This window comes from Caulobacter sp. GW821-FHT10C03, assembly GCF_059415485.1.
In genome coordinates this window covers 153524-173104 of record NZ_JBWKNI010000006.1, presented here as the reverse complement: position 1 = coordinate 173104, position 19581 = coordinate 153524, and the positions used below count along the sequence as shown (strand labels likewise).

Below are 19581 nucleotides of genomic sequence, written 5' to 3'. Positions count from 1 at the left end.
GGCCAGCTGAAGAGACATAATCACATGAAAAAGACTCTCCTGGCCGGCGCTTCCGCGGGCCTCCTCGTCGTCGCCGCCTCGGCCGCGCACGCGCAATCCATCGACTACGGCTCGCTCGAGCAGCTGTTCAACGAACCGGTCACCACCAGCGCCACCGGCGCCCCGCAGCGCTCGACCGAAGCGCCGGTGGACATGACCATCATCTCGGCCGCCGACATCCAGCGCTCGGGCGCGACCGACCTGCCGACCATCCTGTCGCGCGTGGCCGGCCTCGACGTCGAGAGCCGCGGCGCCGGCGCCTCGGACGTCAGCGTCCGCGGCTACAACCAGGCCATGTCGCCGCGCCTGCTGGTGCTGATCAACGGCCGCCAGGTCTATCTCGACCACTACGGCTACACCGCCTGGGCCACCCTGCCCGTGCAGCTGTCGGAAATCCGCCAGATCGAAGTGGTGAAGGGCCCCAACAGCGCCCTGTTCGGCTTCAACGCCGTCGGCGGCGTGGTCAACATCATCACGGTCAACCCGAAGTTCGACGACACCGGCGACATCACCCTGCGCACCGGCTCGGCCCGCTACGGTGAAGTCTCGGCCGCCAAGTCGTTCAAGGTCGGCGAGCGCTTCAGCGCCCGCGTCTCGGCCGGCGCGGCCAAGTCGGACGAGTACGAAAACACCGTCGGCGTGGCCAAGAGCCAGCTGAACGACCCGTCGCGCGTCACCGCCAACATCGACACCGTCACCCAGCTGACCGACAAGGCCGAACTGCGCGTCGAGGGTTCGTACTCGAACGTCCAGGTCAGCGACATGCTGTCCAACTACGCCTACTCGCCCAGCAAGTACCTGACGAGCTCGGTGAAGGGCACGCTGACCGCCGAGACCAAGGTCGGCCAGCTGCAGCTGTCGGCCTACCAGAACGACCTGACCGCCAAGCACCTGATCCTCGGCCAGAACGCCCGCTTCGAGAACCAGATCCGCGTCGTCTCGGTGCAGGACCTGTTCAAGATCGGCGCGAAGCACACCCTGCGCATCGGCGGCGAGTACCGCCACAACGAGGTCAACACCGCCCCGATCGGCGGCGCGCAGGTCAGCTATGACGTGCTGTCGGCCTCGGCGATGTGGAACTGGGCGATCACCGACAAGCTCGCCTTCACCGCCGCCGGCCGCTACGACAGCCTGGACCTGTCGCGCGAAGGCACGTTCCCGGCCGGCTCGCCGCCGCTGGGCAACGGCTACTGGGACCGCAAGATCGAAGAGCCGAGCTACAACCTCGGCCTGGTCTGGCGCGCCACCGACGTCGACACCTTCAAGGCCACCGCCGCCCGCGGCGTGCAGGTTCCGACCCTGGTCGACCTGGGCGCCCTGCAGGCCCGCGTCACCGTCGGTCCGTACACCATCGGTCTGGCCGGCAATCCGACCCTCGAGCCGGCGATCATCACCAACTACCAGCTGACCTACGAGCGCGCCCTGCCCGCTCTCAAGGCCGAAGTCAGCGCCAAGGCCTTCGTGCAGAAGACCGAGGACGTGAAGGGCCAGCCGACCTCGGCCCAGATCGACGTGGCGGCGACCCTGGTCAGCCTGCCGGTGCTCAGCTACCGCAACATCGGCGACAGCAAGATGACCGGCTTCGAGCTGGCCGCCTCGGGTCAGCTGACGGGCGGCTTCCGCTGGAACGCCGACTGGACCCACACCGAGGTCGACGACGAGCCGACCGCCGGCTTCTCACCGGTGCTCCGCACGGCCGCCTACGCCGAGACCACCCCGGAAAACCGCGGCAACGTCTCGCTGGGCTGGACCGGCGGCGCCTGGACCGTCGACGGCTACGCCCACTTCGTCGGCGAGCACCGCGCCTACGCGCTCTACAGCGCCGCGGCCGCGCCGAACCTGGTGGACATCGACGCCTACGCCGCCCTCGGCGGCCGGGTGGCCCGCGCGTTCGACCACGGCGTGACCGTGGCCCTGAGCGGCCAGAACCTCGGCGACAACCGCCAGCGCCAGAGCGCCGGCCTGGAAGTCGAACGCCGCGTGTTCCTGAGCGTCAGCAAGACCTGGTAAGCGTTTCGGGTCTCCCGAAAACCGGAAAGGGCGGCCTGCGAGGGCCGCCCTTTTTGATTCAGCCTTCTCCCCTTGCGGGAGAAGGTGGCGGCGAAGCCGTCGGATGAGGGGTCTCTCAAACTCCAGACACCTCACCCGGCTGATCCGCCCTACGCGGTGTAGAGGTCTGAGAGACCCCTCACCCGACCTCCTTCGGAGGCCACCCTCTCCCGCAAGGGGAGAGGGATCACCAGTCGTCCTTTTTCTTCTTCATCAGGGCCAGCAGGCCCGGATACGGCCCCTGCCCCGTGCGGTAGAGGCACCACTCGTCGTCCTTCTTGCAGGCGCCGTCGAAGAAGTCCTTCTTGGACTGGTCGATCACCGCGTACATCGGCGCGTCCTTGGCCTTGATCCCCAGCTTGTCGTCGCAGGCGGCGCGTTCGGCCTTGGTCAGGCGGTAGAGGTCGGCGTGGTTGCAGCCGCCGCCTTCGCGGGCGGCCTGGCGCAGCGCATCACCGCCGGGCGTGGGCGTGCCGCGCGACTTGAACCCAGGGGGAGCGACGGCGGCGCGGGGCGCTTCGGGCGCGGCCGGCGCCGGCGTCGGAGCGCTGGCGACCTGGGCGGGCGTTTGGGGCGGCAGCGGAACCACGGCGTGGGCCGGAGGCGCGGCGGCGGAGGCCTGCGGCGCGGGCGCGGCGTCCGGGAGCCGCAGATGCGCGAGCGGCGGCGGGGCGACGTCGACCAGGTCGACGATCAGGCTCTGCGGCTCGACCGGCGGCGGCATGATCTTGATACCGCTGACCAGGGCCACGCCCAGCAGCACGTGCAGGCCGCTCACCACGATCAGGGCGAGGGCGAAAGGCCTTCTGCGGCGAGCTGTCGATCGCCTACCGGCCATCCCGAATCCTTACCTCCGCGCAACAGGCGCGAGGCGTTCCCGTTACAGAGCCCATGGGGCGCGAGGATGTCGGCAATGATGCGGCGGCGAAAAGAAAAGGCCCGGCGTCGCCGCCGGGCCTCCTCATTTCACCTGTGGGGCGAAAGCGACCTCAGGCGGCCGCCTTCTCCTTGACGCCGAAGCGGCTGTAGAAGGTCTCGCCCTTGGCGGCCATCTCGCGCAGCAGGGCCGGCGGGGCGAAGCGCGCGCCGTAGGACGCGGTCAGTTGGTCGAGGGTCTCGACGAACTTGGCCACGCCGATGCCGTCGATGAAGCTGACCGGGCCGCCGGTCCAGGGCGCGAAGCCCCAGCCCAGGATGGCGCCGACGTCGGCTTCACGCGGATCGGTGATCACGCCTTCCTCGAAGCAGCGCGCGGCCTCGACGGCCTGGCGGTACAGCAGGCGGGTGCGGATCTGCTCGATCAGCGCCTTGTCGGCTTCGGTGGTCTTGACTTCAACCAGCTCAGAAAGGCCCGGCCACAGGGTCTTGGGACCCTTTTCCGGATAGTCGTAGAAGCCCTTGCCGTTCTTGCGGCCGTAGCGGCCCAGGTCCTCGACCATCTTGGCGATGATCGCGGTGAACGGGCGCTCCTCGTACTTGTCGCCGAGGTCCTTCTTCGTCTGGACAGCGATCTTGTGCGACAGGTCCAGCGCGACGTCGTCGTGCATTTCCAGCGGGCCGCGCGGCATGCCGGTGGCGCGACCGACATTGTCGATGATCGCCGGGGCGATGCCGTCGCTGAGCAGCTCCATGCCTTCCTGCACGAAGGTGCCGAAGCAGCGCGACGTGTAGAAGCCGCGGCTGTCGTTGACGACGATCGGGGTCTTCTTGATCTTCAGGACGTAGTCGATCGACTTGGCGATGGTCGCCTGGTCGGTCTTCTCGCCGAGGATGATCTCGACCAGGCCCATCTTGTCGACCGGCGAGAAGAAGTGGATGCCGATGAAGCTTTCCGGACGGATCGAGGCTTCGGCCAGGCCGGTGATCGGCAGGGTCGAGGTGTTGGAGCCGAACACGGCGGTGTCGGCCAGCTCAGCCTCGGCCAGCTTGGTGACGGCGGCCTTGACGTCGCGGTTCTCGAACACGGCCTCGACGACCAGATCGCTGCCCTTGACGTTGGCGTAGTCCGACGTCGGATGGATGAGGGCCAGGATGGCCTCGCCCTTCTCGGCCGTCAGCTTGCCGCGCGAAACGGCCTTCTTGACCAGGCCTTCGGCGTAGCCCTTGCCCTTGTCGGCGGCTTCCTGCGTCTGGTCGATCAGCACGGTCTCGATGCCGGCCATGGCTTGGACGTAGGCGATGCCCGCGCCCATCATGCCGGCGCCGAGCACGGCGACCTTCTTGACGTCGTAGTAGGGCACGCCGGCCGGACGGCCCGAACCCTTGCCCAGCTCTTGCAAGCTGAGGAACAGGGTGCGGATCATGCCCTTGGCCTGCGGGGTCATCAGGGTCTTGAGGAAGTAGCGGGTCTCGATGCGGATGGCCGCGTCGAACGGAACTTGCAGGCCCTCATAGACGGCCTTCATGATGTTCTGCTGGGCCGGGTAGTTGCCGTAGGTGTTCTTGCGCAGCATGGCGTTGCCCATGATGAACACCTGGGCGCCGGTCGGGGTGTAGGGGCCGCCGCCGGGGATCTTGAATTCCTTCTTGTCCCAGGGCGCGACCGGGTCGCCCTTGGTCTTGATCCAGGTCTTGGCGGCTTCGACTTCCGTGCCGGCCGGCACGACTTCGTGCACGACCTTGGCGCCGAGCGCCTCGGCCGGCTTCATCGACTTGCCTTCGAGCAGGTACGGAGCTGCGGCCATGACGCCCATGAGGCGCGTCAGGCGCTGGGTGCCGCCGCCGCCCGGCAGCAGGCCGACCTTGGCTTCCGGCAGGCCCAGCTGCAGCTTCGGCAGGTCGGCGACCACGCGGTAGTGGGTGGCCAGGACGAATTCCAGGCCGCCGCCGAGCGCCAGGCCGTTGATGGCCGCGGCCACCGGCTTGCCGCTGGTTTCCAGGCCGCGGAAGGCCTTGTTCAGCGCGAAGCCGGCGTCGAACGCGGCTTGCAAATCACCGCCGCCCAGGCCGCCATTGCCGCCCAGTTCACCCAGGTCCGCGCCGGCGCAGAAGCCGGTGGTCTTGCCCGAGGTGATGACGACGCCCTTGATCTCGGCGTCGGTCTTGATGCGCTCGACCAGCTCGCCGACTTCCTTGATCACCGAAGCGGTCAGGGTGTTCATCGAACGGCCGGGGACGTCGAAGGTGACCAGGGCGATGCCGTCGCCGTCGACCTCGATCTTGAAGTTTTCCATGTTCTCTTCTCCAGATCCGCGGGGACTGGAAAGAGGAGCGCGCCGCGCTCACCCCCTCAGTCGCTCCGCGACAGCTCCCCCCAGAGGGGGAGCATCGGGTTGTTATGATCAGACGCGTTCGATGACCGTGGCGGTGCCCATGCCGGCGCCGACGCACAGGGTGATCAGGGCGGTTTCCTTGTCGGAGCGTTCCAGCTCGTCGACCATGGTGCCCAGGATCATCGCGCCGGTGGCGCCCAGCGGGTGGCCCATGGCGATGGCGCCGCCGTTGACGTTCATCTTCTCGTGCGGGATGTCCAGCGCCTGCATCATGCGCAGGACGACGGCCGCGAAGGCTTCGTTCAGCTCGTAGAGGTCGATGTCGGCGACTTCCATGCCGAGCTTCTTGAGCAGCTTCTCGGTGACCAGCGACGGACCCGTGAGCATGATCGACGGCTCCGAACCGATCGAGGCCATGCCCTTGATGCGGGCGCGGGCCTTGAGGCCGAGCGCGTCGCCCATTTCCTTGGTGCCGATCAGCACGCCGGCGGCGCCGTCGACGATGCCCGAGCTGTTGCCCGCGTGGTGCACGTGAGTCATGCGCTCGACCTGCGGGTAGCGCTGGGTGGCCACCGCGTCGAAGGCCATCTCGCCCATGCCGGTGAACGAGGCGTTCAGCGAGGCCAGGGTCTGCATGGTGGTCGAGGCGCGGACGGTCTCGTCGTGGCTCAGGATGTTGAGGCCCAGTTGGTCCTTCACCGGCACGACCGACTTGGAGAAGCGGCCCTCGGCCCACGACTGGGCGGCGCGGCGCTGGCTCTCGACGGCGTAGGCGTCGACGTCGTCGCGGCTGAAGCCGTAGAGGGTGGCGATCAGGTCGGCCGACACGCCCTGCGGCATGAAGTAGGTCTTGAAGGCCGACGACGGGTCGGTCGGCCAGGCGCCGCCGTCGCTGCCCATCGGCACGCGGCTCATGCTCTCGACACCGCCACCGATGGTCAGGTCGGCTTCACCCGAGATGACCTTGGCCGCGGCCATGTTCACGGCTTCCAGGCCCGAGGCGCAGAAGCGGTTGATCTGCACGCCGGCGACGCTCTCGGCGTAGTCGGCGGTCAGCACGGCGGTGCGGGCGATGTCCGAACCCTGCTCGCCGACCGGGGCGACGCAGCCCAGGACGACGTCGTCGACCTTGGAGGTGTCCAGGCCGTTGCGGTCGCGGATGGCTTCCAGGACCTGGCTGGCGAGGGACAGGGCGGTGATCTCATGCAGAGAGCCGTCCTTCTTGCCCTTGCCGCGCGGGGTGCGCACGGCGTCGAAGATGTAAGCGTCGGCCATTGAATGGCTCCTTCCTGCGATCTTTTAAATCGTTAGCCCCAAAGGGGATTCTTTGACCGCCGGCTCGACGCGGACGTCCGTCCGCACCGAGTTGGCGATGAAACACGCGTGGTGGGCGGCCTCGTGCAGGGCCGCCAGCTTGGCTTCGTCGGGCGCGTCGCCCTCGAAGACGATGTCGGGACGAAGGGCGACATGGCTGACCCAGTGAGCGCCATGCTCGTTCTTGGTCATCGTTCCCTCGGCCTCGTCGCGATAGGCGCTGATGAAGAAGCCGGCGCGACGGGCTAGGTCGAGGAAGGTCAGCATGTGGCAGGACGACAGCGCCGCCACGAACATCTCCTCGGGATCGACGCCCGCCGGGTCCGACCAGGGCAGCGGCACCACCGACGGCGAAGCCGAGCCGAGCGCCGTCACGCCGCCGTCGAACGACAGGGTATGGGCGCGGCTGTAGCGGCCCTTGGGGAAATCCGCCCCGGCCTCCAGCTTCCAGTCGATAATGGCGACGTGGGTCGACATCACTTCTTCCAGGCGCCGATCGGCGACTTGTGGATCGGGGCGCAGGACAGGCCGCGCGCGCCGGCCTTGGCCGAATAGACCACCCGCTGGCCGAACTCCGGCGTGGGCAGGCGGCAGGGCGTGAAGCCCGGCGTGTTCACGGTCAGGGTCCAGGTGGCGATCTTGGAGCGCAGCAGGTTGTTGCACTGCTCGACGCCCGGCTTCAGCGGCAGGTCGAAGGCGCCGGGCTGCGGGCGCTTGCCCTCCAGCTTGCCGGAGAACTGCAGCGGGCGGCGGCCCTCGGCGCGCACGCAGACCACGGCCGCGCGGGCCGTATCCTGAGCGGGCGGAGGCGGAGCGTCGGCGAAAAACATCAGAGCGTCCTCGCGATCAGCAGTTTCATGATCTCGTTAGTGCCGCCGTAGATGCGCTGGACGCGGCTGTCCTTGTACATCCGGGCGATCGGGTACTCGTTCATGAAGCCGTAGCCGCCGAACAGCTGCAGGCAGCGGTCGACGATCTTGTTCTCCAGGTCGGTCACCCAGTACTTGGCCATCGAGGCGGTGGCCGCGTCGAGGTCGCCCTTCAGGTGGCGCTCGATGCAGTGGTTGACGAACACCTTGGCGACGGTGCCTTCCGTCTTGCACTCGGCCAGCACGAACTGGGTGTTCTGGAAGGCGATGATCGGCTTGCCGAACGCCTGACGCTCCTTGACGTAGGCGATGGTCAGCTCGAGCGCGCGCTCGATGGTGGCCATGCCCTGGACGGCGATGTTCAGCCGCTCCTGCGGCAGCTGGGCCATCAGCTGGAAGAAGCCCTGGCCCTCGTCCGTGCCCAGCAGGTTCTCGGTCGGGATCTTCACGTCGTTGAAGAACAGCTCGGACGTGTCCTGGGCTTCGTGGCCCAGCTTGTCGAGGTTGCGGCCGCGCTCGAAGCCTTCCGCCCCGTCGGTCTCGACGACCAGCAGGCTGGTGCCGCGCGCGCCGCCGGCCGGATCGGTCTTGGCCACGACGATGATCAGATTGGCCGTCTGGCCGTTGGTGATGAAGGTCTTGGAGCCGTTGAGGACGTACTGGTTGCCGTCCTTCTTGGCGCTGGTCTTGATGCCTTGCAGGTCGGAGCCCGCGCCCGGCTCGGTCATGGCGATCGCGCCGACCAGCTCGCCGGTCGACAGGCGCGGCAGCCAGCGGCGCTTCTGCTCCTCGGTGCCGTAATGGGTGATGTACGGCATGACGATGGCGTTGTGCAGGCTGGCGCCGAAGCCGTCGACGCCCTTCTTGCCCAGCTGTTCCATCAGCACGACCTCGTGGCGATAGTCGCCGCCGGAGCCGCCGTATTCCTCGGGCGTGGAGAGGCCGAGCAGCCCGGCCTCCCCCGCCTTGTTCCACATCGCGCGATCGACGCAGTGATTCTTGCGCCAGGTCGCGACGACGGATTCAGGGGCGTGCTCGTCGAAGAACTTGCCCACCGCGTCCTCGAAGATCGTGATGTCTTCTTCGGCCATGAAGGCGGGTTTGGCGACGTCGAGCACGCTCATGATCAGAAGGCCTCCGCGGGCAGCGCCATCAGGGTCGCCGAGCCGGTCTTCAGTTTGGCCAGATGCGCCGCAGCGTCAGGCAAGACCCGCTCGATGAAATAACGCGCCGTGGCGACCTTGGTCGTGAAGAACGGGTCGGTGGAGCCCTCGGCGATCTTGGCGTTGGCCGCCTTGACCATCAGGACCCACATGTAGGCCAGGCCCGTCAGGCCGAAGAGGTGCATGTAGTCGGTCGAGGCCGCGCCGGCGTTGTCCGGGTTCTGCAGGCCGTTCTGCATCAGCCACATGGTGCCGTCCTGCAGTTGGGCCTTGGTCGCCGCCAGGGCGTCGACGAAGGGCTTCAGGTCGGCGTCGCCGTCGTTCTCGCCGACGAACTGGTCGATCTCCTGGAAGAAGGTCATCACGCCGCGGCCGCCCTTGGCCGCCAGCTTGCGGCCGACCAGGTCGAGGGCCTGCACGCCGTTGGTGCCTTCGTAGATCAGGGCGATGCGGCAGTCGCGCAGGTACTGGCTGACCGGGAAGTGCTCGGTGAAGCCCGAGCCGCCGTGCACCTGCACCGCGTTCGAGCAGACCTGGAAGCCGCGGTCGGTCAGGTAGCCTTTGAGCACCGGCGTCAGCAGGCCCATGTAGTCGTCGGCCTTGGTGCGCACGGCCTCATCGGGGTGGCTGTGGGCCAGGTCGCCGTGCAGGGCGGTCCAGAACAGGAAGGCGCGGCCGCCTTCGATGATGGCCTTGTTTTCCAGCAGCAGGCGACGCACGTCCGGGTGGACGATGATCGGGTCGGCCGGGCCTTCGGCGTTCTTCGGGCCGGTCAGCGAGCGGCCTTGCAGGCGGTCCTTGGCGAAGGCGACGGCGGCCTGGTTGGCCGCTTCGGCCTGGGCGACGCCCTGCAGGCCGACGCCCAGGCGGGCCTCGTTCATCATCACGAACATCAGCTTCAGGCCGCTGTTCTCTTCACCGATCAGATAGCCCTCGGCGTCGTCGTACTGCATGACGCAGGTGGCGTTGCCGTGGATGCCCATCTTCTCTTCGAGGCCAACGCACTTGGCGCCCTCGTTGCGCGCGCCCACCGAGCCGTCGGCGTTGGGGAAGAACTTCGGCACGATGAACAGGCTGATGCCCTTCACGCCGGCCGGGGCGCCCTCGATACGGGCCAGCACCAGGTGGACGATGTTGTCCGACATGTCGTGCTCGCCGGCCGAGATCCAGATCTTCTGGCCGGTGATCTTGTAGCTGCCGTCGCCGTTGGGAACGGCCTTGGTGCGCAGCAAACCGAGGTCCGTGCCGCAGTGCGGCTCGGTCAGGTTCATGGTGCCGGTCCACTCGCCCGTGATCATCTTGGGCAGGTAGGTCTGCTTCTGGTCGTCGGTGCCGCCGGTGTGGATGGCCGAATAGGCGCCGTGCGCCAGGCCCGGATACATCGAGAAGGCCATGTTGGCCGAGCTCGACATTTCCGAGAACGACAGGTTCACGACGTGCGGCAGGCCCTGGCCGCCGTAGGTCGGGTCCGAGCCGAGGCCGGTCCAGCCGCCTTCGCACAGGGCCTTGTAGGCTTCCTTGAAGCCCGGCGGGGTGGTGACGGTGTTGGTGACCGGGTCGAGCTTGCAGCCGGTCTTGTCGCCGACGCTGTTCAGCGGGGCCAGGACTTCGCCGGTGAACTGGGCCGCGCCCTCGACGATCTGCTCGACGACGTCGATCGAGGCGTCGGCGAAGGCCGGCAGGTTGCCGTACTGCTCGATGTTGAGCACGTCACGCAGGAGGAACATGTGGTCGCGGACGGGCGGCTGATAGGTCATTTAAGCGGTCCTGACTGATCGGGATCGGGGAGAAAGGCGAAGGGAAACCCGCCCGTTCCGCCGGTCTTGGCGAAAGCGGGCGCGGAAGGGATGGTCTTGGCTGGTTACTTGCCCAACCTTACTTACCGAGGGCCATGTCGGCGTGGCCGTCGAGGCGGGCGCGCAGCAGCTGCTCGTAGTCGGCCGAGCGCGGCAGCAGGTCCGGACGGATCTCGGCCAGGCGCTTCTCGAGGCGATCGCAGGCCTCGCGCAGTTCGATCAGGGCGCCGTCGATGTCCTCGCGCTGCTGCTCCAGGGCGGCGGCGCGCTCACGGAACTTCTTCAGCGACCGGGCCATCTGGGCCGCGCCGTCGTCGTTCTCGTCGTACAGGTCCAGCAGTTCGCGGATTTCAGACAGCGACAGACCCACGCGCTTGCCGCGCAGGATCAGCTGCAGGCGGACGCGGTCCTTGTGGGAATAGACGCGGTTGAGGCCCTCGCGGGCCGGCGTCAGCAGGCCCTTGTCCTCGTAGAAGCGCAGCGCCCGGGGCGTGGCCTTGAACTCGTTGCAGAGCTGACGGATCGAGAACGTGCGCTCGGGACGTCGAAGATCAGCCACCATCGTTACCCTCCCAGGGTGCGGCCGGCCTTCCCGGCCGGGTCGTTGGTTATCGACGTTCACGCTACGCCGGACCCTGCGGAACGTCAACGCTTACGTAAACGTCAACCTTGACCATTGTCGCTAGGTTTACATTCCTAAGCCCTGGGCATAATTTCCTCGGGACGCCCGCGGCTCGGCGTCATCAGGACTCGGGGACGATCCGATGCTCTCGCACGCCGAACTGTGGACGGCGATCGACGCCCTGGCCAAACGCTTCGACATGAGCCCTTCGGCCATGGCCAAGCTGGCGGGCCTGGATCCCACCGCCTTCAATCGCTCGAAACGCGGCGACGCCGACACGCGGCCGCGCTGGCCCTCGACCGAGAGCCTGGCCAAGGTGCTGGAAGCGACGGGGGTGGGTTTTTCGGAATTCGCCGCCCTGACCGAGACCGCTGCGCCGGGCCGGCGGGCGGGCGTGCCGCTGATCGGCCTCACGCGGGCCGGGGCGCCGGGCATGTTCGACGAGGCGGGGACGCCGCGCGGATCGGGCTGGGAAGAGGTGGAACTGCCGGGGCCGCGGGAAGAGGGCCTGTTCGCCCTGGAGATCGAGGGCGACGCCCTGGCGCCGGTCTATCGCGACGGCGACCGGCTGCTGGTCTCGCCGACGGCCGAACCGCGACGCGGCGACCGGGTGGTGGTGATGACCACGCAGGGCGAGGTGCTGATCCGCGAGATGGGCCGCCTGACGGCCCGGACGATCGAACTGACCTCGGTGCTGCGCGACGGCGACGACCGGGTGCTCGACCGCATGAGCGTGGCCTGGGCGGCCTGCATCCAGTGGGTCAGCCAGTAGCGGCCGACCTCACGGGAAGGTCAGGCGATCAGGTGCGCGGGCAGGCGGCGTGGTGGCCGTTGAGCCAGTCGCGAAGGGCCGTGGCGCGGGGATCCTCGCACGACACGTCGACCCGGTAGGACTGCCAGGTGTCGTTGTGCGCGGCCTCGATGCGAGCGCCGGGAAACTGCGAAGCGATGCCGCCGATCAGGGAGTCGAATTCCGAACGGTCGTGCGGGCGAAGGGTGAAGGAAGCCATCGGACTATTCCTGGTTCTGATGGTTCCAGCCTAGACTCCGAAGTTCGCACAAACCCTTAATTCGAAATTCAGAAAGCGTTCATCAAACGAGGCACGGTGTCGCACTCTGCTCCCTCTCCCCTTGCGGGAGAGGGTGGCCTCCGAAGGAGGTCGGGTGAGGGGTCGCACGTACAGAAACGCCGCGACGGCTGTTCAGCTGTCGCGGCGTTTTACTTCTGAGAGACCCCTCATCCGTCGCCTGCGGCGACACCTTCTCCCTCAAGGGGAGAAGGATCAGGAGAGCTTCTCTTCGATCAGCGCGATCGTGCGATCCACGCCGAAGATCGCCGCGAACGAGCCGAAGCGCGGGCCCTGGCTCTGGCCGAGGAGAACCTCATACAGGGCCTGGAACCAGGCGCGCAGCGGGTCGAAGCCGTGGGTCTTGCCGACCTCGAACACTTCGTTCTGGATCAACTCGGCGTCCTGGGCGCCCTCCGGCATGGCCTTCAGCTTGGCCAGCAGGTCGAGGATCGCCGCGCGCTCCACGTCGGTCGGGGCGCGGAAGGTCTTCGTGGGCTTCACGAAGTCCTCGTAATAGTTGATCGCGTAGCCGGCCAGGCGGTCGAGCAGCGGCTGGGTCTCCGCCGACGCGCCCGGGATGTAGCGCGACAGGAAGCCCCAGAGGATCTCCTTGGTCGAGGCGTCGGCGGCCGACACCAGGTTCAGCATCAGGCTGAACGACACCGGCGAGCTCTGCTGCGGCGGCTTGCCCGAATGGATGTGCCAGACCGGGTTGTCGAGCTGCTTGGCGGGTTCCTGGCGGCCGAAGGCGTCCAGCTGCTGCAGGTACTCGTCCGTCGCCTTGGGGATGACGTCGAAATAGAGCTTCTTGGCCGACTTGGGGCTCTGGAACATGTAGTACGACAGGCTTTCCGGCGCGCCGTAGCGCAGCCAGTCCTCCATCGACAGGCCGTTGCCCTTGGACTTGGAGATCTTCTGGTTGTTCTCGTCCAGGAAGAGCTCGTAGTTGAAGCCTTCCGGCGGCGTGCCGCCCAGCGCCTTGCAGATCGCGCCCGAGGCCTTGACCGAGTCGATCAGGTCCTTGCCGCTCATCTCGTAGTCGACGCCCAGGGCGGTCCAGCGCATGGCCCAGTCGGGCTTCCACTGCATCTTCACGTGGCCGCCGGTGACCGGGACCTCGACCTTGGAGCCGTCCTCGTCCTCGAAGACGATCGTGCCCTTCTCGACGTTGCGCTCCAGGGTCGGCACCTGCAGCACCTTGCCGGTGCTGGGGCTGACGGGGAGGAACGGCGAATAGGTGGCGCGGCGCTCTTCGCCCAGGGTCGGCAGCATGACCTTCTGGATGGCGTCGAAGCGGGCCAGGGCCGTCAGCAGGGTCTCGTCGAACAGGCCGCCCTTGTAGCATTCGGTCGAGGACACGAACTCGTACTCGAAGCCGAAGCCGTCGAGGAAGGCGCGCAGGCGGGCGTTGTTGTGGGCGCCGAAGCTGTCATGGGTGCCGAACGGGTCGCGGACGACGGTCAGCGGCTTGCCCAGATCCTCGATCAGCGGCTGCTTGTTCTCGATGTTGTCCGGCACCTTGCGCAGACCGTCCATGTCGTCGCTGAAGGCGATCAGGCGCGTGGGGATGGCGTCGTCGGTGAGCGCGCGGAAGGCCTGGCGCACCATGGTCGTGCGCGCCACTTCGCCGAAGGTGCCCAGGTGCGGCAGGCCGGACGGACCGTAGCCGGTCTCGAAGATCACCGCTTTGGAGAGAGCCGGATAGGCTTTCACCGCCTCGTCGGTCTTGCCGGCGTCGATCAGGGCCTTGGCGGCCTCCTGGTCGGCGCGGTCGGGAAGACGCACGCGCAGGACGCGGGCGATGGTGGCGCGCGCCTGCTCGAACGGCCAGGAGCGGGCTTCGCGGGCGAGGGGGGAGAGGCCTTCAAACATGGCCGGGCTATAAACCCTGGCGGGGGATGAGGCTAGGGCGACCGCCCTTCCCTTCTCCCCTTGCGGGAGAAGGTGTCGCCGAAAGGCGACGGATGAGGGGGCGCGCGGAGGGTTCTGAGAGACCCCTCACCCGACCCCGCTCCGCGGGGCCACCCTCTCCCGCAAGGGGAGAGGGACGATTACGCCGCCTTCGCGCCCGCGCGGTTGCGCACTAGGTCGTCGACCACCGACGGATCGGCCAGGGTCGAGGTGTCGCCCAGGGCGTCCACCGCGTTCTCGGCGATCTTGCGCAGGATGCGGCGCATGATCTTGCCAGACCGGGTCTTGGGCAGGCCCGGCGCCCATTGCAGGACGTCCGGCGCGGCGAAGGGGCCGATCTCGTGGCGGACCCAGAGGACGAGCTGCTTGCGCAGTTCCTCGGTCGGCGTCGCGTCGGCCTTCAGGGTGACGTAGGCGTAGACGCCCTGGCCCTTGATGTCGTGCGGATAGCCGACCACCGCCGCCTCGGCGACGGCTTCGTGGGCCACGAGAGCGCTCTCGATCTCGGCGGTGCCCAGGCGGTGGCCCGAGACGTTGATGACGTCGTCCACCCGGCCGGTGATCCAGTAGTAGCCGTCGGCGTCGCGCTTGCAGCCGTCGCCGGTGAAGTACTTGCCGGGATAGGTCGAGAAATAGGTCTCGAAGAAGCGCTGGTGGTCGCCATAGACCGTGCGCATCTGGCCCGGCCAGCTGTCGGTGATGACGAGGTTGCCCTCGGTCGCCCCCTCCAGCACCGCGCCCTCGGCGTCGACCAGCTGCAGCTTGACGCCCGGCAGCGGCTTGGTGGCCGAGCCCGGCTTGAGGGCCGTGGCGCCCGGCAGCGGCGAGACGAGAATGCCGCCGGTCTCGGTCTGCCACCAGGTGTCGACGATCGGCAGGCGATCCTTGCCGACCACGCGATGGTACCAGAGCCAGGCCTCAGGATTGATCGGCTCGCCGACGCTGCCCAGCAGGCGCAGGGACGACAGGTCGTTCTTGGTGACGTGCTCGTCTCCCTCGCGCATCAGGGCGCGCAGGGCGGTGGGGGCGGTGTAGAAGATCTCGACCTTGTGCTTGTCGACCACTTCCCAGAACCGCGACGGGGTCGGGTAGTTGGGCACGCCCTCGAAGATCAGGCTGGTCCCGCCATTGGCCAGCGGGCCGTAGACGACGTAGCTGTGGCCGGTGACCCAGCCGACGTCGGCCGTGCACCAGAACACCTCGCCCGGGCGATAGTCGAAGACGGACTCGAAGGTCCAGCTGGCCCAGGCCAGGTAGCCGCCGGTGGTGTGCAGCACGCCCTTGGGCTTACCCGTCGAGCCGGAGGTGTAGAGGATGAACAGCGGATCCTCGGCGTTCATCGGCTCGGGTTCGCAGACGTTCGAGGCGGCGTCCCGGACGTCGTTCCAGACCACATCGCGCCCCTCGACGATCGGAACCTCGGCGCCGGTCCAGCGGACCAGCAACACCTTCTCGACCTGCGGGCACTGCTCGAGCGCCTCGTCGATATTGGCCTTCAGCGGCACCTTCTTGCCGCCGCGACGGCCCTGGTCGGCGGTGATGACGAGGCGGGAGTCGCAGTCCTGGATGCGGCCGGCGATGCTGTCGGGCGAGAAGCCGCCGAACACCACCGAGTGGATGGCGCCGATGCGGGCGCAGGCCAGCATGGCGACGGCGGCCACGGGGACCATCGGCAGGTAGATGGTGATCCGGTCGCCCTTCTTGGCGCCCAGGTCTTTCAGCACATTGGCCATGCGGCAAACGTCGTCGTGCAGCTGGCCGTAGGTGATCTTGTCGGAGACGCCCGGCTCGTCGCCCTCGAAGATCAGGGCGACGTCGTCCTTGCGGTGCGGCAGGTGGCGGTCGATGCAGTTGGCGCTGACGTTCAGCACCCCGTCCTCGTACCAGCGGATGCGGAAGTCGTCCTTGGCGTAGGAGACGTCCTTGATTTTGGTGGGGGCCTTGATCCAGTCGAGGCGGGCGGCGAGATCGCGCCAGTAGCCTTCAGGATCGCTCTCGACCCGGGCCACGGCGGCCTCGTAGGCGGCGGCGTCGATATGGGCCTTGCCCGCCCAGTCTTCCGGAACCGGAAACAGCTGTCCGTCGCTCACCACGCGTCTCCCTAAGGTCTCTACAGTCGATCTTGTCGTCGCCAGCGATGTTGCCGCTGCGTCAGTCGTCGTCTTGCGAGCGGGAGTATGCGAAGCGCCGCCCCCTGCGCAAGCAGACCAATTCTGTTTCTGACGACAGAAACTTGGTCTTGTTCGATTTGTCGGTTTTGAGGCCGCTAGAGCCCACCCCATCAGCCCGTCGCCGGGCGAAAGAAAGGGCCCCCGCCACGCGGCGGAGGCCCAGGGGGAGGAACGGAAAGCGCCTAGAAGAAGCCCAGCGCCTTGGCGCTGTAGCTGACCAGCAGGTTCTTGGTCTGCTGGTAGTGGTCGAGCATCATCTTGTGGGTCTCGCGGCCCACGCCCGACTGCTTGTAGCCGCCGAAGGCCGCATGGGCCGGATAGGCGTGGTAGCAGTTGGTCCACACCCGGCCCGCCTGGATGCCGCGCCCGAAGCGGTAGGCGCGCGAGCCGTCGCGGGTCCACACCCCGGCCCCGAGGCCGAAGGCGGTGTCGTTGGCGATCTCCAGCGCCTCTTCTTCCGTCTCGAAGGTGGTCACCGCCAGGACGGGGCCGAAGATCTCCTCCTGGAAGATCCGCATCTTGTTGTGGCCTTCGAACACCGTCGGCTCGACATAGAAGCCGTCGGCCAGCTGGCCCGGCAGCACGGTGCGCGAGCCGCCGGTCAGGAGCTTGGCGCCCTCGCCCTTGCCGATGTCCATGTAGCCGAGGATCTTCTTCAACTGCTCCTCGGAGGCCTGGGCGCCGATCATGGTCGCGGGATCGAGCGGATTGCCCTGCACCACCGCCTGCACGCGCTTCAGCGCCTTCTCCATGAACCTGTCGTAGATCGACTTCTGCACCAGGGCGCGGCTGGGGCAGGTGCAGACCTCGCCCTGGTTCAGGGCGAACATCGCGAAGCCCTCCAGCGCCTTGTCGAGATAGTCGTCATCTTCGGCGGTGACGTCGGCGAAGAAGATGTTGGGCGACTTGCCGCCCAGTTCCAGCGTCACCGGGATCAGGTTCTGGCTGGCGTACTGCATGATCAGCCGGCCGGTGCTGGTCTCGCCGGTGAAGGCGATCTTGGCGATGCGCGGGCTGGACGCCAGCGGCTTGCCGGCCTCCAGGCCAAAGCCGTTGACCACATTGACCACGCCGGGCGGCAGCAGGTCGCCGATCAGCTCGAACAGCACCATGATCGAGGCCGGCGTCTGCTCGGCGGGCTTCAGCACCACGCAGTTGCCGGCCGCAATCGCCGGGGCCAGCTTCCAGCAGGCCATCAGCAGCGGGAAGTTCCACGGGATGATCTGGCCGACCACGCCCAGCGGCTCGTGGAAGTGGTAGGCGATGGTGTCGTGGTCGATCTCGGAGATCGAGCCTTCCTGGCTGCGCAGGCAGCCGGCGAAATAGCGGAAGTGGTCGATGGCCAGCGGCAGGTCGGCGGCCATGGTCTCGCGGATCGGCTTGCCGTTGTCCCAGGTCTCGGCCGTGGCCAGGGTGGCGAGGTTCTCCTCCATGCGGTCGGCGATCCGGAGCAGAACGCGCGAGCGGTCGGCGGCGCTCGTCCTGCCCCAGGCGTCCTTGGCGGCGTGGGCGGCGTCGAGGGCGCGCTCGACGTCCTCGGCCTGGGAGCGGGCGATCTCGCAGACCTTGCGGCCGGTGATCGGCGAGGCGTTGTCGAAATAGCGGCCGTCGGCCGGGGCGACCCACTGGCCGCCGATGAAGTTGTCGTAGCGCGCCTTGAACGGCGGGCGGGACAGCGAGTCGATGAACTCTGGCTTGGTCATGGTTTCCTCCGTCGCGCCGTCTTCGGCGTCTGGGAGGAGCTTGCGCCCCGATTTTTGATCTGGAGCGGGGCGCAAGCGGCGACGGGCCGGAGGTGTCTCAGGCTTGCGACAGGTTCAGAGCGTTCGATAGCTCTCAGGGCGAAACGTGGATGATCGCGCGGCGGTAGCGGACGAAGGGCGGGCCGCCGGCCTTGGGCTGGTCGCGCACTTCCAGGATCAGGTGATAGACCTTCTCGCCGGGTACCATCTGCTTGGTCGGCAGCACGACCTGCGTCGAGGCGGCGGCGGGGGTGCGGATGTCGGGCGGGGTCATCGGGAACAGCGGCGGCGAAGGGTCCCTGTACCACCACCATTTGTAGACGAGCGGATCGCCGTCGGGATCGGTCGATCCCGCCGCGTCGAGCGTGATGGTCGCGCCGGCCTTCACCGTCATCTCCAGCGGCGCGAGACCGCCCTGCCCCTGCAGCAGCACCTGGGGCGGATGGTTGGCGGAGCCATAGTCCGCGCGAAGCGTCCACTGGATGCGGTTGGCGAAGTCGAACTGCACCGCGTCCCGCCAGCGCCAGACGCCCACGCGGTTGCCCAGGTGCGGCGCGCCGTCCGCGCCGATCGCGCTGTCCTGGGTGTCGGCGAACAGTCCGACGCCGGGCGCCAGCGCCCCGTATCGGCCGCCCCAGCCGCCGTAGTCCGGGTGCTCCACATCGCCCAGCCCGTTCGGGATCAGATAGAGGAACGACGGGCTGTCGCCCTCGATCGCGAACAGGGGCTTGGGATAGAGCCCGCCCAGGGCGCCCAGGCGGATGTGGCGGTCCAGCCAGTCGGGGCTCATCAGCTTGGTGTCGGGCCCGGGATCAGGAAAGACGGTGTCGGCCGACATGCCCTGCCAGGCGGCCTGCGGGTAGTCGCTGAAGGCGTGGATGCTGGCGATCCAGAAGATCTCCGGAAACCGCGCGCGGATCCACGGGCCGGCGTCGTCCTGGTCGGAGATGGAATAGACCCGCAGCTTGCGCGCGAAGGCCGCGAGCGCCTGCGGCGAGCGGGTCTGCCTGACGTGGTGCAGCGCCTGGGCCAGGTCGGCCGCGCCGCCCCAGACGCAGATCCACACCGGCCCCTGGGCGGCGTCGACGGTGTCGACGATCAGCCGCGAGGCCTCGGTGTCCTTGCCGTCGCCCACGCCGGACAGGCCATAGCTGGCGCTGCCGGCGCGAACCGTGGCCAGCAGCTGCTCCGCGTCAGGGTAGCCCGAGGCGTGGACGCGAAGATTGGGCAGGACCTGGCCGTAGGCGGCGATCAGCCGGCGGATCTCCTCGGGATGAACCGCGCTCCGCTGCCAGGCCGAGGTGGTCGCGACCAGGCCCTTGATCTCGATCTCGTTGCTGTAGAGCAGGGCGCGGATCAGCGACTGGGTGTCGTCCGGCTCGTTGAGCACGTCGGTCAGGATGATGACCTTGGTTTTCGGCGGCGCCGAGGGGGCCGGGTCGGCGGCCGCCGCGCCCAGCGCTCCGGCGGCCAGACCCAGCGCGAGGATCGCGCCGGCGAGCCTCGAGAACCCTCGGATTTTCCTGGTCATCGTTCCGTCCCTGTCGGCGCCTCGGCGGGCGCTTCGTTTCGGGAGCAGGCTAGCCAGCGCTCCCGGGGGCGGAAAATTCAATCCCTGAATGC

General features: G+C 67.9%; 15 protein-coding genes and 1 pseudogene. 3 read left to right on the top strand and 13 right to left on the bottom strand.

Translation table 11 applies throughout. The annotated features are described in order from the left end of the window. Window positions 1-24 precede the first annotated feature (24 nt). The gene (locus AC07NG_RS10070; protein ID WP_494593718.1) at window positions 25-2049 is read left to right on the top strand and encodes a TonB-dependent receptor plug domain-containing protein; all 2025 of its coding nucleotides are present in this window, start codon (window positions 25-27) and stop codon (window positions 2047-2049) included. A gap of 226 nt (window positions 2050-2275) precedes the next feature. Here the strand turns inward: AC07NG_RS10070 and AC07NG_RS10065 are convergent, their stop codons facing one another. From AC07NG_RS10065 to AC07NG_RS10030, 8 genes are all read right to left on the bottom strand, one after another. Further along, entirely contained in the window at window positions 2276-2926 is a 651-nt protein-coding gene (locus tag AC07NG_RS10065; RefSeq protein ID WP_494593716.1) for a hypothetical protein, read from the bottom strand. A 151-nt stretch (window positions 2927-3077) separates the two neighbouring features. Beyond that, complete coding sequence (locus AC07NG_RS10060; RefSeq protein ID WP_487292470.1) at window positions 3078-5261, bottom strand: 3-hydroxyacyl-CoA dehydrogenase NAD-binding domain-containing protein; 2184 nt, start codon at window positions 5259-5261, stop codon at window positions 3078-3080. 108 nt (window positions 5262-5369) lie between these two features. Then, window positions 5370-6575: an acetyl-CoA C-acetyltransferase gene (locus AC07NG_RS10055; protein WP_492856759.1), complete on the bottom strand. Its 1206-nt coding sequence runs from the start codon at window positions 6573-6575 to the stop codon at window positions 5370-5372. Between the two features lie 24 nt (window positions 6576-6599). Further along, window positions 6600-7091 carry an OsmC family protein gene (locus tag AC07NG_RS10050; RefSeq protein ID WP_487292472.1) on the bottom strand — a complete coding sequence of 164 codons (492 nt, stop codon included), beginning with the start codon at window positions 7089-7091 and terminating at the stop codon, window positions 6600-6602. After that, a complete protein-coding gene (locus tag AC07NG_RS10045; RefSeq protein ID WP_494593712.1) occupies window positions 7091-7444 on the bottom strand; it encodes a hypothetical protein in 354 nt (117 codons plus the stop codon). The genes AC07NG_RS10050 and AC07NG_RS10045 overlap by 1 nt, the downstream gene beginning before the upstream one ends. Beyond that, complete coding sequence (locus tag AC07NG_RS10040; protein ID WP_494593710.1) at window positions 7444-8607, bottom strand: acyl-CoA dehydrogenase family protein; 1164 nt, start codon at window positions 8605-8607, stop codon at window positions 7444-7446. The genes AC07NG_RS10045 and AC07NG_RS10040 overlap by 1 nt, the downstream gene beginning before the upstream one ends. 2 nt (window positions 8608-8609) lie before the next feature. Next, window positions 8610-10403, bottom strand: coding sequence for an acyl-CoA dehydrogenase C-terminal domain-containing protein (locus AC07NG_RS10035; RefSeq protein ID WP_494593708.1), 1794 nt, complete (start codon window positions 10401-10403; stop codon window positions 8610-8612). Between the two features lie 118 nt (window positions 10404-10521). Next, the gene (locus tag AC07NG_RS10030; RefSeq protein WP_110119494.1) at window positions 10522-11001 is read right to left on the bottom strand and encodes a MerR family transcriptional regulator; all 480 of its coding nucleotides are present in this window, start codon (window positions 10999-11001) and stop codon (window positions 10522-10524) included. 205 nt (window positions 11002-11206) lie between these two features. Between AC07NG_RS10030 and AC07NG_RS10025 the strand changes: the two genes are divergently transcribed. Then, entirely contained in the window at window positions 11207-11836 is a 630-nt protein-coding gene (locus tag AC07NG_RS10025) for a S24 family peptidase (RefSeq protein WP_494593706.1), read from the top strand. A gap of 28 nt (window positions 11837-11864) precedes the next feature. On the opposite strand, the gene AC07NG_RS10020 is transcribed toward AC07NG_RS10025, so the two are convergent. Beyond that, window positions 11865-12074 carry a hypothetical protein gene (locus AC07NG_RS10020; protein ID WP_110119483.1) on the bottom strand — a complete coding sequence of 70 codons (210 nt, stop codon included), beginning with the start codon at window positions 12072-12074 and terminating at the stop codon, window positions 11865-11867. A 273-nt stretch (window positions 12075-12347) separates the two neighbouring features. Then, window positions 12348-14006 (bottom strand): lysine--tRNA ligase, encoded by a 1659-nt coding sequence (locus tag AC07NG_RS10015; RefSeq protein WP_494593704.1) that lies wholly within the window; start codon window positions 14004-14006, stop codon window positions 12348-12350. Window positions 14007-14066: 60 nt separating this feature from the next. Between AC07NG_RS10015 and AC07NG_RS10010 the strand changes: the two are divergent. Then, window positions 14067-14221 (top strand): annotated as a pseudogene (locus AC07NG_RS10010) (hypothetical protein). Here the strand turns inward: AC07NG_RS10010 and acs are convergent. The 3 genes from acs to AC07NG_RS09995 all read right to left on the bottom strand — a co-directional run bounded on the left by acs (window position 14186) and on the right by AC07NG_RS09995 (window position 19489). After that, on the bottom strand, window positions 14186-16138 hold the full coding sequence (gene acs / locus AC07NG_RS10005) for an acetate--CoA ligase (protein WP_494593702.1): 1953 nt from the start codon (window positions 16136-16138) through the stop codon (window positions 14186-14188). The pseudogene AC07NG_RS10010 and the gene acs overlap by 36 nt on opposite strands. A gap of 260 nt (window positions 16139-16398) precedes the next feature. After that, window positions 16399-17919 carry an aldehyde dehydrogenase gene (gene adh / locus AC07NG_RS10000; protein WP_494593700.1) on the bottom strand — a complete coding sequence of 507 codons (1521 nt, stop codon included), beginning with the start codon at window positions 17917-17919 and terminating at the stop codon, window positions 16399-16401. Between the two features lie 133 nt (window positions 17920-18052). After that, window positions 18053-19489: a DUF1593 domain-containing protein gene (locus AC07NG_RS09995; RefSeq protein ID WP_494593698.1), complete on the bottom strand. Its 1437-nt coding sequence runs from the start codon at window positions 19487-19489 to the stop codon at window positions 18053-18055. Window positions 19490-19581 lie beyond the last annotated feature (92 nt).

What these genes read in the sequence shown, in the direction of transcription:
- AC07NG_RS10015 (WP_494593704.1), bottom strand. Translation starts at nt 14,006, where the DNA reads ATGTTTGAAGGCCTCTCCCCCCTCGCCCGCGAAGCCCGCTCCTGGCCG.
- AC07NG_RS10065 (WP_494593716.1), bottom strand. Translation starts at nt 2,926, where the DNA reads ATGGCCGGTAGGCGATCGACAGCTCGCCGCAGAAGGCCTTTCGCCCTC.
- AC07NG_RS10040 (WP_494593710.1), bottom strand. Translation starts at nt 8,607, where the DNA reads ATGAGCGTGCTCGACGTCGCCAAACCCGCCTTCATGGCCGAAGAAGAC.
- AC07NG_RS10055 (WP_492856759.1), bottom strand. Translation starts at nt 6,575, where the DNA reads ATGGCCGACGCTTACATCTTCGACGCCGTGCGCACCCCGCGCGGCAAG.
- AC07NG_RS10025 (WP_494593706.1), top strand. Translation starts at nt 11,207, where the DNA reads ATGCTCTCGCACGCCGAACTGTGGACGGCGATCGACGCCCTGGCCAAA.
- AC07NG_RS10050 (WP_487292472.1), bottom strand. Translation starts at nt 7,091, where the DNA reads ATGTCGACCCACGTCGCCATTATCGACTGGAAGCTGGAGGCCGGGGCG.
- AC07NG_RS10035 (WP_494593708.1), bottom strand. Translation starts at nt 10,403, where the DNA reads ATGACCTATCAGCCGCCCGTCCGCGACCACATGTTCCTCCTGCGTGAC.
- AC07NG_RS10060 (WP_487292470.1), bottom strand. Translation starts at nt 5,261, where the DNA reads ATGGAAAACTTCAAGATCGAGGTCGACGGCGACGGCATCGCCCTGGTC.
- AC07NG_RS10045 (WP_494593712.1), bottom strand. Translation starts at nt 7,444, where the DNA reads ATGTTTTTCGCCGACGCTCCGCCTCCGCCCGCTCAGGATACGGCCCGC.
- AC07NG_RS10020 (WP_110119483.1), bottom strand. Translation starts at nt 12,074, where the DNA reads ATGGCTTCCTTCACCCTTCGCCCGCACGACCGTTCGGAATTCGACTCC.
- AC07NG_RS09995 (WP_494593698.1), bottom strand. Translation starts at nt 19,489, where the DNA reads ATGACCAGGAAAATCCGAGGGTTCTCGAGGCTCGCCGGCGCGATCCTC.
- adh (WP_494593700.1), bottom strand. Translation starts at nt 17,919, where the DNA reads ATGACCAAGCCAGAGTTCATCGACTCGCTGTCCCGCCCGCCGTTCAAG.
- AC07NG_RS10070 (WP_494593718.1), top strand. Translation starts at nt 25, where the DNA reads ATGAAAAAGACTCTCCTGGCCGGCGCTTCCGCGGGCCTCCTCGTCGTC.